Origin of the sequence: Streptomyces xylophagus, from assembly GCF_000716435.1 — a bacterium.
Classification (GTDB): Bacteria; Actinomycetota; Actinomycetes; order Streptomycetales; family Streptomycetaceae; genus Streptomyces; species Streptomyces xylophagus.
Genome location: NZ_JNWO01000050.1, coordinates 14,964 through 32,357 on the forward strand (window position 1 = coordinate 14,964; position 17,394 = coordinate 32,357).

14 protein-coding genes are annotated in these 17,394 nt (G+C 69.9%); 5 read left to right on the forward strand and 9 right to left on the reverse strand.

The genetic code is table 11. The annotated features are described in order from the left end of the window. The first annotated feature begins 887 nt into the window (after window positions 1-887). The 5 genes from OO70_RS48860 to OO70_RS55105 are packed head-to-tail and all read left to right on the forward strand — an operon-like array spanning window position 888 to window position 5,147. On the forward strand, window positions 888-1,460 hold the full coding sequence (locus tag OO70_RS48860; protein ID WP_234337133.1) for a hypothetical protein: 573 nt from the start codon (window positions 888-890) through the stop codon (window positions 1,458-1,460). Then, the gene (locus OO70_RS48865; RefSeq protein ID WP_051742434.1) at window positions 1,457-2,068 is read left to right on the forward strand and encodes a hypothetical protein; all 612 of its coding nucleotides are present in this window, start codon (window positions 1,457-1,459) and stop codon (window positions 2,066-2,068) included. Before OO70_RS48860 ends, OO70_RS48865 begins: the two co-directional genes overlap by 4 nt. Next, window positions 2,065-3,261 carry an MAB_1171c family putative transporter gene (locus OO70_RS48870; protein ID WP_043687611.1) on the forward strand — a complete coding sequence of 399 codons (1,197 nt, stop codon included), beginning with the start codon at window positions 2,065-2,067 and terminating at the stop codon, window positions 3,259-3,261. Before OO70_RS48865 ends, OO70_RS48870 begins: the two co-directional genes overlap by 4 nt. Further along, window positions 3,251-4,648, forward strand: coding sequence for an NAD(P)/FAD-dependent oxidoreductase (locus OO70_RS48875; RefSeq protein WP_043687614.1), 1,398 nt, complete (start codon window positions 3,251-3,253; stop codon window positions 4,646-4,648). Before OO70_RS48870 ends, OO70_RS48875 begins: the two co-directional genes overlap by 11 nt. A gap of 40 nt (window positions 4,649-4,688) precedes the next feature. After that, window positions 4,689-5,147, forward strand: a complete 459-nt coding sequence (locus tag OO70_RS55105; RefSeq protein ID WP_158711656.1) for a DUF6283 family protein — start codon at window positions 4,689-4,691, stop codon at window positions 5,145-5,147. A gap of 73 nt (window positions 5,148-5,220) precedes the next feature. On the opposite strand, the gene OO70_RS48880 is transcribed toward OO70_RS55105, so the two are convergent. From OO70_RS48880 to OO70_RS48920, 9 genes are read right to left on the reverse strand one after another with little or no spacing between them, the layout of a single operon-like run. After that, window positions 5,221-6,135: a replication-relaxation family protein gene (locus tag OO70_RS48880; protein WP_043687617.1), complete on the reverse strand. Its 915-nt coding sequence runs from the start codon at window positions 6,133-6,135 to the stop codon at window positions 5,221-5,223. Further along, window positions 6,132-8,756: a type IV secretory system conjugative DNA transfer family protein gene (locus OO70_RS48885; RefSeq protein ID WP_043687619.1), complete on the reverse strand. Its 2,625-nt coding sequence runs from the start codon at window positions 8,754-8,756 to the stop codon at window positions 6,132-6,134. The genes OO70_RS48880 and OO70_RS48885 overlap by 4 nt, the downstream gene beginning before the upstream one ends. Then, a complete protein-coding gene (locus OO70_RS48890; protein ID WP_043687622.1) occupies window positions 8,732-9,388 on the reverse strand; it encodes a hypothetical protein in 657 nt (218 codons plus the stop codon). Before OO70_RS48890 ends, OO70_RS48885 begins: the two co-directional genes overlap by 25 nt. Next, entirely contained in the window at window positions 9,385-10,524 is a 1,140-nt protein-coding gene (locus OO70_RS48895; protein ID WP_234337134.1) for a C40 family peptidase, read from the reverse strand. The genes OO70_RS48890 and OO70_RS48895 overlap by 4 nt, the downstream gene beginning before the upstream one ends. Before the next feature lie 17 nt (window positions 10,525-10,541). Further along, the gene (locus OO70_RS48900) at window positions 10,542-13,346 is read right to left on the reverse strand and encodes a hypothetical protein (protein WP_043687627.1); all 2,805 of its coding nucleotides are present in this window, start codon (window positions 13,344-13,346) and stop codon (window positions 10,542-10,544) included. 1 nt (window position 13,347) lies between these two features. Beyond that, window positions 13,348-13,701 carry a hypothetical protein gene (locus OO70_RS48905; RefSeq protein WP_043687629.1) on the reverse strand — a complete coding sequence of 118 codons (354 nt, stop codon included), beginning with the start codon at window positions 13,699-13,701 and terminating at the stop codon, window positions 13,348-13,350. After that, a complete protein-coding gene (locus tag OO70_RS48910; RefSeq protein WP_043687632.1) occupies window positions 13,698-16,397 on the reverse strand; it encodes an ATP-binding protein in 2,700 nt (899 codons plus the stop codon). Before OO70_RS48910 ends, OO70_RS48905 begins: the two co-directional genes overlap by 4 nt. Next, window positions 16,394-17,020 carry a hypothetical protein gene (locus tag OO70_RS48915; protein ID WP_043687635.1) on the reverse strand — a complete coding sequence of 209 codons (627 nt, stop codon included), beginning with the start codon at window positions 17,018-17,020 and terminating at the stop codon, window positions 16,394-16,396. The genes OO70_RS48910 and OO70_RS48915 overlap by 4 nt, the downstream gene beginning before the upstream one ends. Then, window positions 17,017-17,358: a hypothetical protein gene (locus OO70_RS48920; RefSeq protein WP_043687638.1), complete on the reverse strand. Its 342-nt coding sequence runs from the start codon at window positions 17,356-17,358 to the stop codon at window positions 17,017-17,019. Before OO70_RS48920 ends, OO70_RS48915 begins: the two co-directional genes overlap by 4 nt. Between the last annotated feature and the right edge of the window lie 36 nt (window positions 17,359-17,394).

Genomic DNA, 17,394 nt, shown 5'->3' on the forward strand with positions numbered 1-17,394 from the left:
CCTGCGGCTCTCGGACCAGGAGGTGCTCTTCGGTCGGCGTCGCTGGCCGGGGCATAACCGCATCCGATGCCCAGGTGGCACGCCAACGGCTTCGGCGTCCCGGCCTGCCGCGGTGTGTCAGCGGTGACTTGCTCATGAGCGCGTCCTTCCTGTGAGGTTGGTGCGGCGAGAACGGGTACCGAGGAGGTCCAGCACCTGGCCCGCAGCGCCGGACGGCGCTGCACGCGCTGTCTTCCGTGCGGATTGGCTGCTCGGTGACGCTGGCGCCTGCGCGGATGCGGTCCGATGCGTGAGCACGGCCGGCGGGCGGCGGTTGCTGGACCGTGGGCGGGCGCCGGTCCTGCGACGGTGGGACAGGACCGGCCCCCGCCCGGTGCTTCCGGCAGCCCCCGTTTAGGGGGTTCGGAGAGCGTCCGGAAGCAGTGGGAGGAGCTGTTCCACACCGCGGGGGCGGGAACCAAACCGCGCGCGGCGGGTGTCAGATGGTGTGCGTGGCGCGTGCAAGGGTGTCTCCCAGGGGTTGGGTGCGGTCCGACAGCACCAACGACGGTGATCACGCCTGGTAGTCGGACGATTCACCTCCGCTGCCCCGTGATATTGCAACGCGCAAACACCGTGTGTCAACGATAGTTCTGATATTCAAAACGATCGTTCAATCGCGGGATGGTCGAGCGATGCCGTCTTGTGGCGCCGAGAGAGGGTCTAGCCCCATCTGTGAAGAACGCCGGGAATTCAACGATCGAACATGGCCAATAAACGATCGTTGAGAACAGTGAAATTTGCGCGTACCCTCCCATGCACATGTAGGCAGGAGCCGCTGCCCCCACGGGCCCGTAGGGAGAACCTCGTTGGAGCCATACATCTCACTGCCCGAGACGCTTCAGCGCTTGGACGAGCTGATCAATGAGCAAGGCCTGAAGCGTGCCGACATCTTCGACTCGCAGGTACTGGCCGCCAGGACGGCTCTGCCGGACGTGGTCATCGGCCGCCTGCTGAAGGGCCGCAAACCGCCAGCCGATTCGGTCAATGAACGCGTCTGCGCGCGCCTGAAGGTCGTCAGCTCCGCCTACCTGGCCCGCACCGGCAAACGCATGTCGGAACTGGCCGCCGACATCCATGCGGAGCTGGGGATCTCCGACGTCTGGGCCCGCAATGTCTGCGAGGGAAAGAAGACGCCGAACATCGACCTCCTGCATCACTTGGCGGCGTACTTCGGAGTCGAGGACGGCGAACGCTTCTTCACGGCCCCGGCCGACGAAGCGCTCAACCGCGTACTGCTGCCCACCCTGCGGCAGTTGGAGGTCCCCGAGACAGACGCTTTGGCGCTGCTCCTGCGCCAGTACGGCGTGGAAACCGCGCATATGAGGCAGGACGGCTCCATGACACGAGAACAGATCGAACGTGTCCTCAAGGGAGTGCTGCAATCGGTGCTGCCGCAGGAGGGAGAGTCCGGCAAATGAGTACCAAGGCGATGAAGTCGCTGCTCAGCGCCCTGGGCGAGGAAGCATCGAAAACACTCCAGCGTCCGGCCGACCCCCGGGACGTCATGCGGCAGTTCTGCCGGGCCATGAGCGTCCGTAAAGGCGGCCGGCCCATAACGCTCAAATTCCATTCATTTCCGCCGGATGCCGGGATGTCCGGTGTCCGCCTGGACTTCGGGGACCGATCGCTCATCGTTGTCGAGGAAGCCACTGCTCCTGAGGCCCAACTCGTCATTCTCGGCCACGAGTTGTGGCACGAGGAGGAAGACGGCACAGACCATCACACGGCCGGAGTGTCGGCGGCAGCCCGCGTGCTCGGAGCCCCCCAGGCGCCCGAAGCGGTCCGGCGTGCCGTCGAACAGATCCTCGACGAACACGATGTGTCCGGGGAGGCATTCCTGACCGTAACGGCCCGGGCCCAGTCCGCCGACGAACACGAGGTGGACGCGGAGACCTTCGGCCTCCTGCTCGGCCGAGCCGCGAGGCCTTGGATGAGGGGACGGTACGCGCAAGGGCCGGTCAGCGACACGACCGTCGAGGGACGCATCAACCTCTCCCTGCTCAACCGTGACGTCAACCTCTTATGACGTTCTGCTTCCACATCCCCTACTCCATCCCCACCGCGCTCCTGGCGACCGCCGTCCTCCTCAAATTACCCACCTTCGTGCGGGCCTGGCGCGACCCCAACGTCAAGGCCACCACGCTCCTGCTGTCCTTCGCCACGGCCGTCAACATCTCTGTCACGCCAGTCAACATCAAACGGCTCAACCATCTGACCGGCGTCCCCAACATCGCATCACCCTGGATCTACAGCTTCCTGACCGCGTTCTGCGCCACCGCCCTCACCATGATCATGAGGTGGCGGGAGGAACCGTCCCCCCAGCGTCAGCGCCGGATGCGCCGTATCTACTGGATCTACGCTGGCATCGTCGTCATGCTGTGGGTGACGTTCTTGCTGGCACATGTGCCCGAGCCGAGGATCTACGACCTCGATACCTACTACGCCAGCACTCCCTGGATGAGCGAGCACATCCTCTTGTACTTGGGCGCCCACATGGTGACGTCCCTGGTCGCCGCCTACATGCTGGTCAAGTGGTTCCCCGAGGTTGAGAACCGCTGGCTGAAATCGGGCGTCGTCTTCCTCCAGCTCGGTTTCGCCTCAGGACTCGTCTTCGACGGGGCGAAACTGGCAGCGATCAGTGCTCGTTGGTCGGGTCACAACTGGGACGGCCTCAGCACCAACATCGCGCCGCCCTTCGCCCTCCTAGCGGGCATCCTCGTCGCCATGGGGTTCATCGTTCCCCAAGCCGGACCCCTTCAGCAGAAGTGGATCCGCGACCGGCGCGAGTACTGGCGCCTGCGCTCACTGTGGCGGGCCCTGCGGGATGTCACACCCTCCTCAGCCCGGGCTCGATTCGGCCTCTGGGTACCGCTGGACCTCCGCCTGGTGCAGCGCCAACAGCGCATTCACGACGCGCTGCGTGTCCTAGCCCCCTACTTCGACCAGGACCTTTACCAGAGGGCGTGCCGCGCGACCCCGGCCGGTTACGCCGAGGAAAAGGCCCACGACGTGGCCCGTGCCGTCACCGTCCGCGCAGCTATCGACGCCCACTGCGGCGGTAGGCCCTGCCCAGAGAGCCTCACAGCTCGGCAGCTTGAGTTCGGCACGGACATCCACGAGCACATCGACACCATCGCGCAGGCCCTGCACCGCCCCCGTCTCGTCGACAGCATCCGCCAGCGGGTGACCACAGAAAGCGCCGATACCTATGCCTCGTAGTGCTACGAACCGCCACCCTACTGTCGTCGTCATCGGGGCAAGCGCGGCTGGGCTCTTCGCGGCAGCCGCCCTGACCGAGGTCGCCGACGTCACGATCGTCGAACGCGACCTGCTACCCGACGGAGCCAAACCCCGGCGCGGCGTCCCGCAAGCCCGCCACGCACACCTGGTGTGGAGCGGCGGAGTTAAAGCCGTCAACGACCTGCTGCCCGGCGTCACCGACGACGTTGTCTCCAAGGGTGGCCGCCTCGTCCGCATCATGGGCGACATGGTTTCCCGAAGCCCCAATGAACTGTGGTTCCGGCGCTTCGAAGCGACCCATCACCGCAATCTCGTCTGCTCTCGCGACCTCCTCGACTCCGTGCTGCGCGGCCGCGTCCGCGCTCTGGCGAACGTCACGTTCCGCGAGAACACCACCGCGCTCGGACTCGTCGGCGATGCCACCCGCGTCACCGGCCTGCGCGTCAGCACCGGCGGTGATGAGCTCACCCTCAACGCCGACCTCGTCGTCGACGCCTCCGGCCGCGGCTCCCGCAGCCCCGCCTGGCTCGCAGGACTGGGTCTTCCCAAAGCTCCCGAGCGGGAAGTCAACGCCGGCGTCGCCTACGCCACCCGCCGCTACCGAGCCCCGGGCACCACCGCCAACGACAACTTCCCGCTCATCAACGTCCAGGCCAACCCAGCCAAGGCCCCCGGCCAGGGCGGCATCATCCTGCCCATCGAAGACAACCAGTGGATCGTCACCCTCTCTGGAACCCGCGGCGGAGAACCGACCGGCGACCCAGGCTCCTTTGAAGACTTCGCCCTCAACCTCGGCGACCCCGTCATCGGTCAACTCCTCAAGGACGCCGAACCGATCGGAGACATCGCCACCACACGCAGCACCGCCAACCACCGCCGCTACTACGAGAAGGCACAACGCTGGCCCGACGGCTACACGGTCCTCGGCGACGCTATCGCCGCCTACAACCCCGTCTACGGCCACGGCCTGACAGTCGCCGCCCAGTGCGCGATAGCCGTCCGGGACATCCTGCGCACCACCAGCATCACCGCACCCGGCACCGCCAAGCGCCTCCAGCGTGCCGCCGCCCGCCCGGTCGCCGCCGCCTGGGACCTCGCCGTCGGACAGGACGCCCTCTACCCCGGCGCCACCGACACACCCCCCAACGCACTGGAGCGGCTCCTCGCCCGATTCGTCGACCAGGCGGTGGCCACCGGGACCGGCAATCCACGCGCGCTCGCGGCTCTGCTGGACGTGATGAGTCTGGAGACGCCAGCTACGCGGCTCTTCTCGCCGGACATGCTCATCCCCATGATCTTCGGTCCGAAGCAGCCCCACCTGAGCCGGGCTCCGCTGAGCGAACAGGAATGGAAGAGCGCTTCCTAACTGGCCGATACCAGGCAGCCGAATCCATGGGGAGACGAACGTGGAGCACGCCAGCGGACCGCACAGCGACGATGCGGTCCACGTTACGGTCCTGGCCTTCGAGCCCGGCGCGACGTACCACTCACGAGACCATCCATGCGCCCGGTGCCTGTGGCGTACGGATACCGATCTCACAGCCGCATCGGATCACGACATGGATCTGCTGGCACGCGCCAACGGCAGACCTCGCGAACTAGCGACCTTTGAGGCACCTGTCGTGGACTGTTCCCTCGAACAGCCCGACGGCGCCCAGCCGTTGCCCTGGTGCGCCGGGTGGCTCGCAGTGATCGGACAACACCACCTGGCAGTTCACCTGGCGATCGCGGTGAAGGCACTGCGCCACGGCACCCTGGCGCCCCCCGATACCTGGCCGCGCTTATACCCCAACCTGGAAGCGCTCCTCGAAGCTCGCGAGGAGCAGCTTCAGCGCCGACGAGCCGGCCGCGAAAGGCGCGCGTGACGGCGCGGTGGCGAGCCGGGCAAGGCAGCCGCTGCGATCAGGACGGACATCCGGGTACCAGCTCGTCCCTGCCTCACAATTGGGTCCACGGCCGCAGCTCGCCGCCGGCCAGCGGCATCCACACGTCGGAGGTGGGGCCGTGCTCTTCGAGGTCCTCCAGGACTGCCGCGCCCATCGGTACCTGCCGGGCCAGGGCGCTTACGAGGGGGTGTTCCGCGACCATGGCCTTCAGGTCGCTGATCCGGTTGCCCAGGACGTACCGGGTGGCGCCGGTCAGCACGAACAGCACCCGGGGGAAGACGGGATACCAGCGCAGCCACACCGCTCCGGGAGCGGCGGCCTGCCGCGAGCGCGGGCGGCCGATCTGCTGTGGCTCGTAGGACCACAGCCGCGCGTACTCGATCAGTTTGGAGGCGAGCCGTTCGCTGCCCATGGTTGTACGGTCGACCTCGACGAACGCCCGCAGCTTCGTCCGCTCGTCGTCACCGATGAGGGTGTAGTGCATCACCGCGTCCGCGATGATCCGCTCGCCGTCGCTGAGGGGGTGGGCTACCTCTGGTGTCCAGTCCAGGTGGCCGTGTTCGTCGCCGCGCCGGCGGGCGTCGGTGACGAAGGCGAGGTGGCTGCGGAGCACCGTCAGGGTGTGTGGTGTCTTCAGCGAGGCAGCGGTGGCTGAGTTGATCGGGTACGGGGGTCGTCCCCGCAGAGCGGGGAAGTCCCTCGTCAGCCGGGCGCCGTCGCTGGTGAGGTACCAGGCGCGGGACCGGTTGGACTGCGGCAGCACGGTGTAGTCGACCAGGCCGTTGCGGCGCAGTTTGTTCAGCGGCGCGGAGACGGTCTGGTGTGCAACGCCGGGCCGCAGCAGTTCGTGGAGCTGGTTCGTGGTCGCCATCCGGTGCTGGCCGAGCACGGCCAGGATCTGATGCGGCAGCGGCTCGACGGGGCTCGGCTTTCCGGCGGTCGGCGCAGTCTCGAAGGTGGCGGTCACTTGTATCCCTTCTTGGTCAACTGGACGTTCGATGGGGTGGCGTTGGCGAGCTGGGCGAGGAAGCCGCTCACGCGGGTGAGCTGGGCTGAGGCCCGGTCCGTGAGCGTCTCCAGCGGTGCTGTGCCGGCCGTGGCCCGGGCGGCGCGCGCCAGTGCGGCGACCTGGCCCGGGCGGGCGTAGTCGGCGAAGACGTCGTCCAGGTGCGGGCCGGTGATCCGGACGGGACCCACACGACGGCCCTTCACGGTCAGCGACATGTAGTGCTCGAACCGGTCCAGGGAGGCGACCACGTCCGGGCTGGGACGGTCGCCCCACTCCGCGGTGATCGGCGCGATCGCGGACTGCGAGCCCGCGGTCGACGCCAGGGTGGAGGCGTTCTGTACCAGGGAGAGCCGTACCGGGATGGGCAGGCGGGCCAGTAACTGGGTCATGCCGTGGACGTGCACCCGGTACTTGCGGAAGTCCTCGAACATTGCGGCGATCGTCTCCGGGGCCGCGCCCGTGAGGGTGATGAGCTCGTCGAAGTAGGGGCGGAACGGCACCCGTTGGGCTTCCGGGGTGTCGCGGCGGGAGCGGACGGCCCGCAGCAGGTCGCGGGCCAGGAGCGCGGTGATGAGCCGGTCGGTGGGCCCGTTGCCGCCCGGGCACACCCACACGATCATCCGGGAGTCCATCGCGGCACGGATGTTGTAGATGCCGGCCGGCTGCCCCAGGAACGCCCGGGTCACCGGGTTCGCGGACAGGCGGGCGATCGGGTTGAGGACGACGCCTAACGCGTCGGCCGGCAGCGTCGGGAACACCGTCCGCCACCAGGAACGGGTCTCCTCGTCCAGGCGCCCCTGGACCGCGGTGAGCGCCGGAAGGCGAAAGTCCGGGTCGGTGAGCAGGGACCTCAGATGGAAGATCGTGGCCTGGTCTTCGGGCCTCCCGGCCTGGCAGGCAGCCTCGTTGACAGCCACCAGCACCGTCAGAGCGGCGGTGAAGATGGTGAGCGCGCGCGGAGCGGTGGCGTCGTCCCAGCCGAGCACCGACGCATACGCATCCGCGGTCGCCTCGACGACCTCGTGCGCTATCTGACCCTGGTGCATGCCGATCGGATTCCAGCAACTGAGCTGCGGCGAGAGCCCGTTGGCGTTCAGGTCGACCAGAGCGATCCGCTGCATGAGGTGGTCGTGGGCCAGGAACGGCAGGGCCCGTGGCCAGGAGTCGCGGTGCGGGTCGACGAACATCAGCCCGCCGCCGGCGTGCGCCCAGCCGATCGCCTGGGCGAGCGCACGCTCGGTTTTGCCGCCGCCCGCTTTGCCCACCCCGACCTCGAACAGAGTCTCGCTCGCGTAGGTGGCGACCAGGCGTCGGCGACCGTCGGGCCTCCGGTAGATGCCCTGCAGCAGCAGGTCGGGATTCTTGTGCTCGAACGTCGGCAGGTCGCCGGCGAGCAGCGGCAGGCGGCAGTGCACCGTGGGTGGCTTGAGCAGCCCGGTCAGCTCCTCCAGCCGGACCCAGTTCGGGCGAGGCGGCTGGCAGTGCCCCAGATTCCAGCGGCGTTCGAAACTCCGCCTGGTCGGCCAGTGGTCGGCGCCGAACCGCCACGGCCCCGCCCTCCAGCCGCGCATCGCCCAGCGTGAGCCGCCGCCGAACACGTCGAGCGCGGCCTGGAGTTGAGCCAGACGGGCCTGGGCACGCCCTTCAACATTGGAGGCGCACATCACGAGCAGCTGCACGCGCACCAGGTGGTCGTCCTCGAAGAGCTTGCCCAGCGCTTCCTGCGGGTCGACCCGGCGGGGGACCGGCGGCATGACCAGCCGGCGTCCGCCCCCGCCCTGCTTCCCGGCCACCAACTGCTGCAACTGCCAGGACAGCGAGTCCTCGATACCGGTCGCGTCCTGCCGTATCCACCGGGCGGCCCGCGCGGCCTCCCGCCGCTCCGCACGCCGCGCGTCCGTCATCAGCTGCAGACGACGCGCGCGCAGTGTCCATTTGGGGGCACGCTGGATGTCGAGGCGGATCTCGGCCAGGTCACCCAGCTCGGCGCGGAGGTCGGAGACGGCGTCGATCAGCGGCTGGAGCGGGTCGGGGGCGAGGGGGACTTCCCGCAGGGGTGCGGTCGGCTTGCCGCGCAGGATGAACTCCGCCCGCACCACGTGGTCACGGCGCTTGTCGGCCAGGGGGCGGACCCGGTTCACGGTCACGGCGGGACCGAACGGTGTGATCGACAGGAGGCGTTCGCCGCCCGCGGGGCCTTCGATCCGGTACCGCAACGGGCTGGAGCCATCCGCACGCATCCGGACCTGCACCGTCTTCGACCGGCGCGGCGCCCACCAGGGCATGGAGGTCGAGGCCCGGGCGAGCTGGACACCCCGGCGGAAGATCTCCTCGAAACCGGGGTCGAAGTGCCGTGACGGCACGAGCTCCAACGCCATTCGCTCAGCCGAGGCCTTGCGCGCCAGGCGGCGCACCACCACCTCGCTCGCCGTCCAGACGACGACCGCGGCCGCGGCCACCACCCACCAGTAGGTGATCACCCAGCCGACAGCGTGAACGACGCCGACCATGAGGCTGAGGGCCTGACCGGATGCCGTCTGGTCCGCCTGGGCGGTCAGGTACGGGGCTGCGGAGTCCACGTCACGGCTCCTTTCTTGATGGTGCGGGTGAAGTGCCAGTCGGTGATGTTGAGGTCGGTGAAGGTGCCGCCGCGATCGGTGCCGGCCCACACCAGATGGACCACCGCTTTGTCGGGGCTGTGGTCGCGGCGGGCGATCGCGGCCTGGATGCGGAAGCGGGCGGTGGCGAACGCCGGGGCCAGCGACCGGTCCGAGTCAGGGAAGACGTTTGGCCACGTGGTGCGGCCGATGCCGGTGGCGTCCGCGCGCAGCAGCGCGCGGCCGGCGGCGAGCAACTTCCGCTCGTCGGTGGCGGGAAGATCGGCGGGCCAGGCTGCGACCAGGTTCCGCTGGACAGCCCCGTCGCCGGCCACGCCCTCGCCGTGCGGTGGGAGTGCGGACTCGACGGCCGACGGTGTCGCTGCCGAGGGAGTCACGCTGGCAACCGCGCCGGCGGCCGGCTTGCCCGTGGCGGACGCAGCGGCCGCCGAGGACGGGATCGTGGACGCGTGCACGGTGGGCGCCACCGCCACCGCCACCGTCGGCGTCGACGGTTCCTGACCGTGCGGCACGCCCAGCAGGGCGATGCCGGCGACGGCGAGGATGACGGTGGACAGCACCAGCAGACGCGGTGTGCGCGGGGTGGTGGTCACAGGAGCCGTGCTCCTCCCGCGTAGCCGGACATCGTGTCGACGGCGTCCAGGCGCACCACGGTGCCCGGTCGGGGGGCGTTGACCATCTGTCCGCTGCCCAGGTAGATCCCGACGTGGTAGATCGTGGAATCGCGTCCGGGCGCGGTGGCGAAGAAGATCAGGTCGCCGGGCTTGAGGAAGAGCGGCCCGAGACCGGCGGGGATCCGCTGGCCGGCACCGGCCTGGGCGGCTGCGACGCGCGGCAGGGTGATGCCGGTTCTTGCGTAGGCGTACTGGGTCAGTCCGGAGCAGTCGAAGCCCTTGATGTTGGTGCCGCTCTTGCCGCTGGGGGAGCAGCAGGTGCCGTAGGACTTGCCGTGCGCGTTGCCGCCGCCCCAGGAGTAGGGGACACCCCTTTGGGAGAGGGCGGCCTCGATGACGGTGCGGACCCTGCCCGTGACGTTCGTCAGGTCCGGGTCCTTGGCGGCCGTCGTGTACTGGGCGATCCACCCCAGCACGTCGGCTACGTACGCATCCGAGTGGTTGTACTGCAGGATCGCGGCCTTGAGCGGCGAACCCTGCGTCAGATCCCGGCCGCCTCCGCACAGGTAGACGGCGGCGCCGAGGGCGGCATCATCGGCGTTGTGCGGGTCGGCGACCTTGTCGCCGTTACCGTCCTTGCCGACGCTTTCCCACGTGGAGGGCAGGAACTGAAATGGTCCGACGGCACGCTCCCCGCTCGCGGTGCCGTCCCATTTGCCGCCGTCGGTGTCCGCGACGGCGGTGGTGTTGCCTCCGGCGCCGGAGCCGTTGAGGAGAACTCCGTAGATCTTCGGCGTGATGTCGCCGTTGGCGGCGATGCCGTGACCGATGGCGTGGTTGGACTCGACCTTGGCGATCCCGGCGAGAACCTGCCAGCGCATGCCCTGGCACTTCGGAACGTACTGGCCGACTTGCTGGGCGGCCTTCTTGTAGGCGGTGAGCATGCGCGCCGGGATGTCTGCGGCACTGCCGCCCTCGGCGATTCCGCCGTCGTCGCTCGCCCCCGTCTTCAGTGCCACGTAGGCGCCGATCGCGTTCGATACGGGTACGGCGCAGCACACGGCGGCGAACATCAGCAGTGCGACCACGCAGCCCCACTGCTTCATTCGCTTCATACGGCGCCCGCGTTGGCTCACTCGTCCTCACCGTCCTGGATCCGCCACCGTTCCCGCATGGCGCGCAGTGCTTCGGCCTGCCGCATCCGCTCCCGCAGTTGGTCCTGGTTGCCGGTGCCCGCGTTACCGCCCGTGCCGTGGCCTCCGGTCGGAGCGGGCCCGGTCCCGCCTGACGGACGGGCCGTGGGCCCGGGGGCGAGGCGGGACGTCCGTGAAGGCGCCGGAGCAGGCGCCGGAGCAGGCGCCGGCGGGGTGGGACCGCCGCCCGCACGGGGTGGCGTGCCTGGGCCGGGGCTGGGCGGGCGGCCGCCCGGCGCTGTCGGCCGTGGTGGTGCTGTCGGGCGGGCAGGCACGGCCGGTGCCGGCGTGGCCGGAGTCGTTGTGGTTGCCGGACGACGGCTGAGGAGCCGACCGGTCTGGCCACTGACCCGGGCCACGGCGAGGCCTGTGTCGACCCAGGCCCGGGCGTCCTCGCGCCCGGTGTTGCCCCACACACGTAGCTGCTGCTGTGCGTCCTGCGTGTAGCGCGAGCCGCCCGCCCCGGCGCGGCGGACGTTGGCCGGGAGCCCGACCGTCCCTCCGTACGCGGCCCGGCCGCCCCGGTTGAGGATGCGGTAGCCGCGGAAACGGACCAGCCGGTTGTGGGCGCGCGTCGACAGCAGGGTGCGGTCGGAGTTCTGGTCGTGCAGAAACTGGCCGTTGTTGCGGTTGACGACTTGGCCCTGGTCGTTGCGGTACCGGTCGGGCGGCCCTCCGGGCCTGCCGGGACCTCCGCCAGGTCCGCCCGGACCGCCAGGTCCGCTGCCCCACGGCCCGCCCCCGCCGGGGTCGCCGTCGGCGGTGGGCTTGCGCCACTTGGCCAGCTGCTCCCGGTCCGGGCGCCTGCCGATCAGCAGCCAGTGGGAGCCTTTCAGGCCGAGCCGTGCGCCCAGACCGCCGACGGCTGCGGCGGCGGTGAGCGGGGCGAGACCGCGTCCGGCTTCGGCGGTGGCGTCGGCGAGGATCCCGCCGGTGTCCACCGGCATGCCGGCGCCGTCGACGAGGGAGGTGAGCGCGCTCAGCAGCCGGTAGCGGGTGCCGAGCAGCCCGAACCGGCCGCCCCCACCGCCGGCGAACATGCGCAGCCCGCCGCCGTAACCGCCCATCGCGGCAGGGGAGTTCATGGCGAGGGCGGCGCCGAGTTCGGAGGTGTCGCCGGGCAGGTGGGTGCCGCCGACCTTGGCGTAGCGCATCCGCATCGCCGTGCGCCGGCCGAAGGAGGTGATGCCGCTCAGCAGGCGGCGGTGACCTGCCGCGCCGGCGATCGCCAGCACGTCGATGAGCAGGATCCGTTCCACAACGAGGTCGGGGCCGTTGGTGATGGTGGCGTCGACGGCGATGCCGAAGAACGGGATGAACGCGCAGATCGCGAGGAGCGCGAGGATCGCGATCCCCCACAGGGACAGCCATTTCCACACGCTCTGGCGCGGTGGCCCGGGCAGCATGCCGGCGACGAAGGTGACGCCGCCGGCGGCCGCCGCTGCGGCGCAGATGCCCTGGGTACCGAGCAGCACGATCGCGGAGGACAGCAACATCCCGCAGATGAACAGCGCGGCGACCAGCAGCAGTGCGGCGCCGCCGACCCGCCACCAGGTGGGCTTCTCGGCGTAGGCGGCGCACGCCTTGCCGACCGGACCTGCCTTCTTCATGTCGGAGAGGAACGCGGCGAACTCCTGGTCCTCCTCGTTGACAACAGGGTTGGTGGCCTCCAGTAGTGCGCTGCCCGGGGTGAGCTCGGGCAGCGTGTTCCCGGACACCTTGGCGTCGCGGCCGCGCTCGCAGAACTCCTTGGCGTCGCCGATGACCCAGCGGCAGGCATCCTTGGTCTTCTTCTTCTCCTGTTGGGCTTGCTCGCAGTAGCTCTGAGCGGATACTTCGAGCTGGCTGCAGTCGGCTGCCTCCGTCGTGCTGGCCTTGTATCCACCGCTCACCCACATCAGATGGATCGCGTAGGCCTTGCGGTCGGACGCCTTCGCCGGATCGAGGACGCGGCCGTACTCCAGCAGCATGTAGGGCTTGACGATCAGCGCGTTGGTGATCGAGTCCTGGAGGGGACGGGCCACCTCCGCCGCGGAGACGGGCGCCGCGTCTTCCAGCTGCAGGCACGTGAGTTCGGCGTTGCCGGCCATCCCCGCGCACGGGTCGGTGGAGGCGATCTTGCCGCCCCAGTCGTAGGAGTTGACACTCTGCTGGGCGACGGAGGCGGCCACCTGTTGCGCCTGTCCGAGCGGTCCGTGCTGGGTGAGGAGGTAGTCGGGGCGCACGAACGCGGAGGCGGCGAATGCGGCGATCAGCAGGGTCAGGAAGATCTCGCCCAGCCCGCGGCCGACCCGACCGCGCACGATCATGAAACCGGCGAAGACGAAACTCCAGGCCAGCAGGAGACCTTTCAGTCCGAGCGTGTCGACGACTACATGGTCGTAGGCGTCGGCGACCTTCTGCGCCGGACGGATCAGGATCTTCAGCAGCGGGAACTGGAAGGCGAGTTGGATAGCCCACCCGGCGAGTCCGACCAGCAGCCGGATCAGGGTGAACAGGCCGGACAGGGCGAACGCGAGGGCCTGCGCTTTGAAGTCGATGATGGAGCCGGGCTCGGAGCCCAGGTCGTAGCCGTTGATCGGCACGCCTTCGGAGGAGGTGATGTTCAGTGGTGCGAGGAGGTCCCCGGTTTCGCTGCTGTTGCTCGCTGCGTACACGACCTGGGTGTTGACCATCACGAACACGCCGGTGAGCAGCAGGACGAACCCGGCCGAGCGCAGGGTGCGGCGGTCTGGGCGCCGCATGTCAGTGCCGCCTCTGCCGGGCGGCGTGGCGCCGCCAGACGACGAGAGCGGTCAGGCCCGCGCCGACCGACAGCAGTCGCCATGCTGCCGCAGTCCTGCCGTGGTGCTCGGCCGAGGCGGTGTGTGCGGTGCCGCGTTCGCAGTACGCCTTGGCCCGTCCCAGGATCAGGCGGCACGGATCATCGTGCGCGGGCGGTGAACTGGCTGTGAAGGCTTGCCCGGTGTGCGGCCACCAACCCTCCGGTACGCCCACCCCGCAAACCAGGACGAGCACGCCGACGGCCACGGCGATCACGGTGAGGACGGCCGCGGCCGCGCGGATGCGCCGGGAGCGGTCCCACAAGGAAGAGATCATTGAACGTGCTCCTTCGGGCGGTCGGTGCCCTCACCGGCGAGCGGCTCGGCCGCTGAACCCGCGTGGTGGGAGGCGTCGCTGGGGCGGTGTCCGGGTGTGGTGGTGATGGATGTCTCGATGCGTGCGATGCGGGGGATGACGGCCTTGACCCGGCCGGTGTTCTGGCGTGGGCAGGCCAGCAGGAATTCGCCCTCTCGGCCCTTGCGGCCGACGGGGGACAGGCCGGTGGTCACCAGCCGCAGCAGCTCCGGGTCGCCCGGATCGAGGCCGACGAACTCCAGTCCGCGGCGGGCGCGTTCGCGGTCGGTGGTGCGGGCAAGCGCGCGGTAGGCCATCAGGCCGCGGTCGGGGCCGAGTTCTTCGGCGTCGTGGGAGGCGGCGAGGAGGCCGGCGCCGTGTTTGCGGCCGTCGTGGAGGATCTCGTGGACCAGGGCGGTGCCTTCGGCGGACGAGGTGAGCCAGTACAGCTCGTCCGCGACCACCGCGGTGAACCGCTCGGGATCCTCGAACGCGGTCTGGCGGGCGATCGCGGCGATCAGGTAGAGCACCGCGCGGCCGATGAGCGCCTCCAGCGGCTGCTGGAGGAGAACCTCCGGCTTGTCGAAGGCTGTCTTCGGCGGCAGCTTCAGGCCGGTCGTGGTGATCACGATCATGTCGGAGGTGCTGGAGGCGTCCAGCCGTACCGGTGGCAGCGCCGGGTCGAAGACCATCGCGGCGAGGGAGTTGGTGGCCACGACGCGGAGGAGGCCGGCGAGGGTGGCGGCGGCGTCCTGTCGTTTGCCTGCCTCGCTCGTGGCCATCCCGTCGAGGACCTCGACCACGCGGTGCATGGAGGGCTGTTCGCCGGCGGCGGCCTGCTCGACGGCGTGGTGCAGCACCTCGCCGTTGGTGCTCATCGGGCCGATGCCGAGCTGCAGGGTCAGGTAGGACAGGGCGTAGTGGCGGCCTTCGGGGCCGGTGAACATCCGCAGGGGGTCGATGGAGACCTCGGCGCGGGCGGCGTCGACGATCTGGACGCGGCCCTTCGCCGCGGTCCGGGCGAACGTCGCCCATTCGCGGACCGGGGTGCGGTCGATGCAGATCGCGCAGCCGCCGCGCGCCCACACCGCTTCCGCGATCAGTTTCTGCAGCACGCTCTTGCCGGCGCCGAGGTCGCCGACGATGCCCATCGACGCGGACGCGTCCTGTTTCGGCGCGTCCGCCACGTTGATCATGACGGGGCGGGTGGTGCCGGAGTCGAGGTCGATGCCGAGGAACATGCCGCCCGGGTCGCCGACCTCGCCCACGGTGAAGGCGCCGCCCAGTGCCCAGTCCTCGGAGATCTGGTGTTGGGTGAACTCGCGCAGTGCGCCTGGTCGTGCGGTGCCGGGCAGGCCGAGGGTGAACAGGGCTTCCTGGAGTCCGGCGGGGCGCACGGCGCGGTAGTCGGCGCCGCCGAGCAGTGCGGTCAGGGCGTGGGCGCGGGCGTCGCAGACGGCGGCGGTCGGCCCCCATACCGTCAGGACGGTCACGGACTGGACCTCGACCTCGACCGAGGTGCGGGAGAGGCGGGCGTCCAGTTCGCCGAGGTCCCGTGCGGCCTCGGAGAGGGAGGCGGGCATGCCGGTGGGGCGGGCGTCGTACTGGTCGGCCTGGTCGATGAGTTCGTTCTTCTTGCGCCGTACCTGCTGCCGTGCCTTCTCGGCGGGTACGAGGGTGAGGTCGATGGTGTAGTCGACGGGGAAGTCGAGGGTTTCCAGCTGGGCGAACAGATCAGCAGAGTCTTGGCTGACGGCGGGCGGGCACTCGGCCAGCGCCAACTGCGCCTGGTAGCCGGTGCCGGCGTCGGTTTCGACCTGAAGCCAGCGCCGTCGCAGCGGGGAAGCGGCTTTCAGTCGCCACCAGGCCTTCCGGCCCGATCGCGTGAGCTGTCCGGCGTTCTTGAGGTCGTCGGTGTCGTCGGGTTCGGGGTTGATGCCGCCTTCGTGGAGGCGTACTTGGCCGAGGTCGGCGTAGCTGGGGGAGTGCAGCACTCCTTCGCGGATCTGCCCTCCGTAGAGCTCGCTGTTCTCGGCCTCGGCCAGCAGCGGCTCCGCCAGGCCGCGGTGCAGGGCGTGCTGGATCATCCACACGATCTCCGCGGGGCGGGCGGGGCGGAAAGCGACGCCGCCGGCGAGCGCGGCCTCGATCCGGGAGGCTTGCTCGCGGTACGCGGTCACCTCACGCCGTGCCACGGGCGCGGCCCGCATGCCCAACGCGGGGGCCACTTCTGCCCACATCGCGCCGAGTGACGCCGAGATCTGTCCGCCGGTGTTCTGGGTCTGGAGTGGTACGGCCAGCCACAGGGTGCGGCGGTGCATCTCCTGACCGTCCAGCAGGTTCAGCGTGGCTTCGACGTTCTCCACCCACGGATGTCCGCCGTCGACCGGCATGTTCTCGGCCGGTTCGATGCCCTCGATCATGCGCAGGGCGATCTCCCCCGGATCGACCTGCGCGCACAGCCCGAACAGGCGTGGAGCCCCGGACAGGGAGCGGACCAGGTGGGTGATCTTGGCGAGTTGTTCGTCGCGGACTGCGGCGGGCACGTAGGTGCCCTGGACGGTCTCCTCACTGCGGCCGCGGGAGTCCGGGCCGGGGTGCAGCCGGTAGATCGCCCACACACTGCCCTGCGTCGACCACACCAGGTGTCCGGCGATGTGGCGGATCGGCACTCTCATCGCGCACCCCTGTTCTGTGCGGTGAGGGCGAGCAGCTGCTGCACACCCGACACCGGGCTCGCCGGGCTCGCCGGACGGGCCGGACCTGCCGGACCTGCCGGACGGGCCGGCGTTGCGGGAGCAGCCGCCGTCGTACGGCGGGCTGCGGACGTGTGCGGCGCGGCTGGGCTGCGACGGGGGGACTGGTCGGCAGAGGGCTGGGATGCGCGCAGTGGCGCGGGCGCTGTGGCAGCGGGTGGGGGTGTGTCTTCGATGGTGAAGCCGCCGAGCAGCGGGTGGGGAGTACGGTCGCGGGCGGCGTGTCCGCCGATCCGTCCCCCGCGCGGCTGCCGGCCGAGCATCAGCCAGCCCAGGGCCGCTTGTATCGGGGCACGCCCCCGGATCTTCGGACGGCGCACTGCCCAGACGCCGAGCAGCCAGGCCGCGATCGGGACGGGTCCCATCCACGACCACCAGGTGATGGTCTTGGCGAGGAGGAAGCCGCCGACGACGGCGACCGCGATCTGTGCGGGTGTGTAGGGGCCGAGGGGGATTTTCCAGTCGGCGACCTTGCCCAGTACCCAGGGGTGGCGGCGGGCGGTGGTGTAGAAGCGGCCCACCCGCGGGGGAGCGGCCGCGGTCACAGCCGGCCCCCGATGCCGGGGGAGTGGTCCCGGCCGGCCGGGAGTTCGGAGTGGACGATGCCGGGGACGGCGGGTGCGCCCTTGGCCGGGTTCTTCACCTCGTCTTCGAACATGTTCGCCAGGGCGTTGCGGGAGTTGTAGAGGCCCAGCGCGATCACCATCAGGAGCAGGGCGCCGATCCCCGCCTTGAGCGAGAATCTTTGGATCATGGTGACGACGACAAGGACGAGGAGACCGGCCGTCAGGCCTGTGGTCGCCCAGTTCTTGAACATGCCGATCCAGTGGTTGCCGAGGTCATTCAGTTGTCCGGCGAGTATCAGGTGGTGTGCCGTGTTCACCGTGTACCGCCGGCCTGTGCGGTCCCGGGCTCTTCG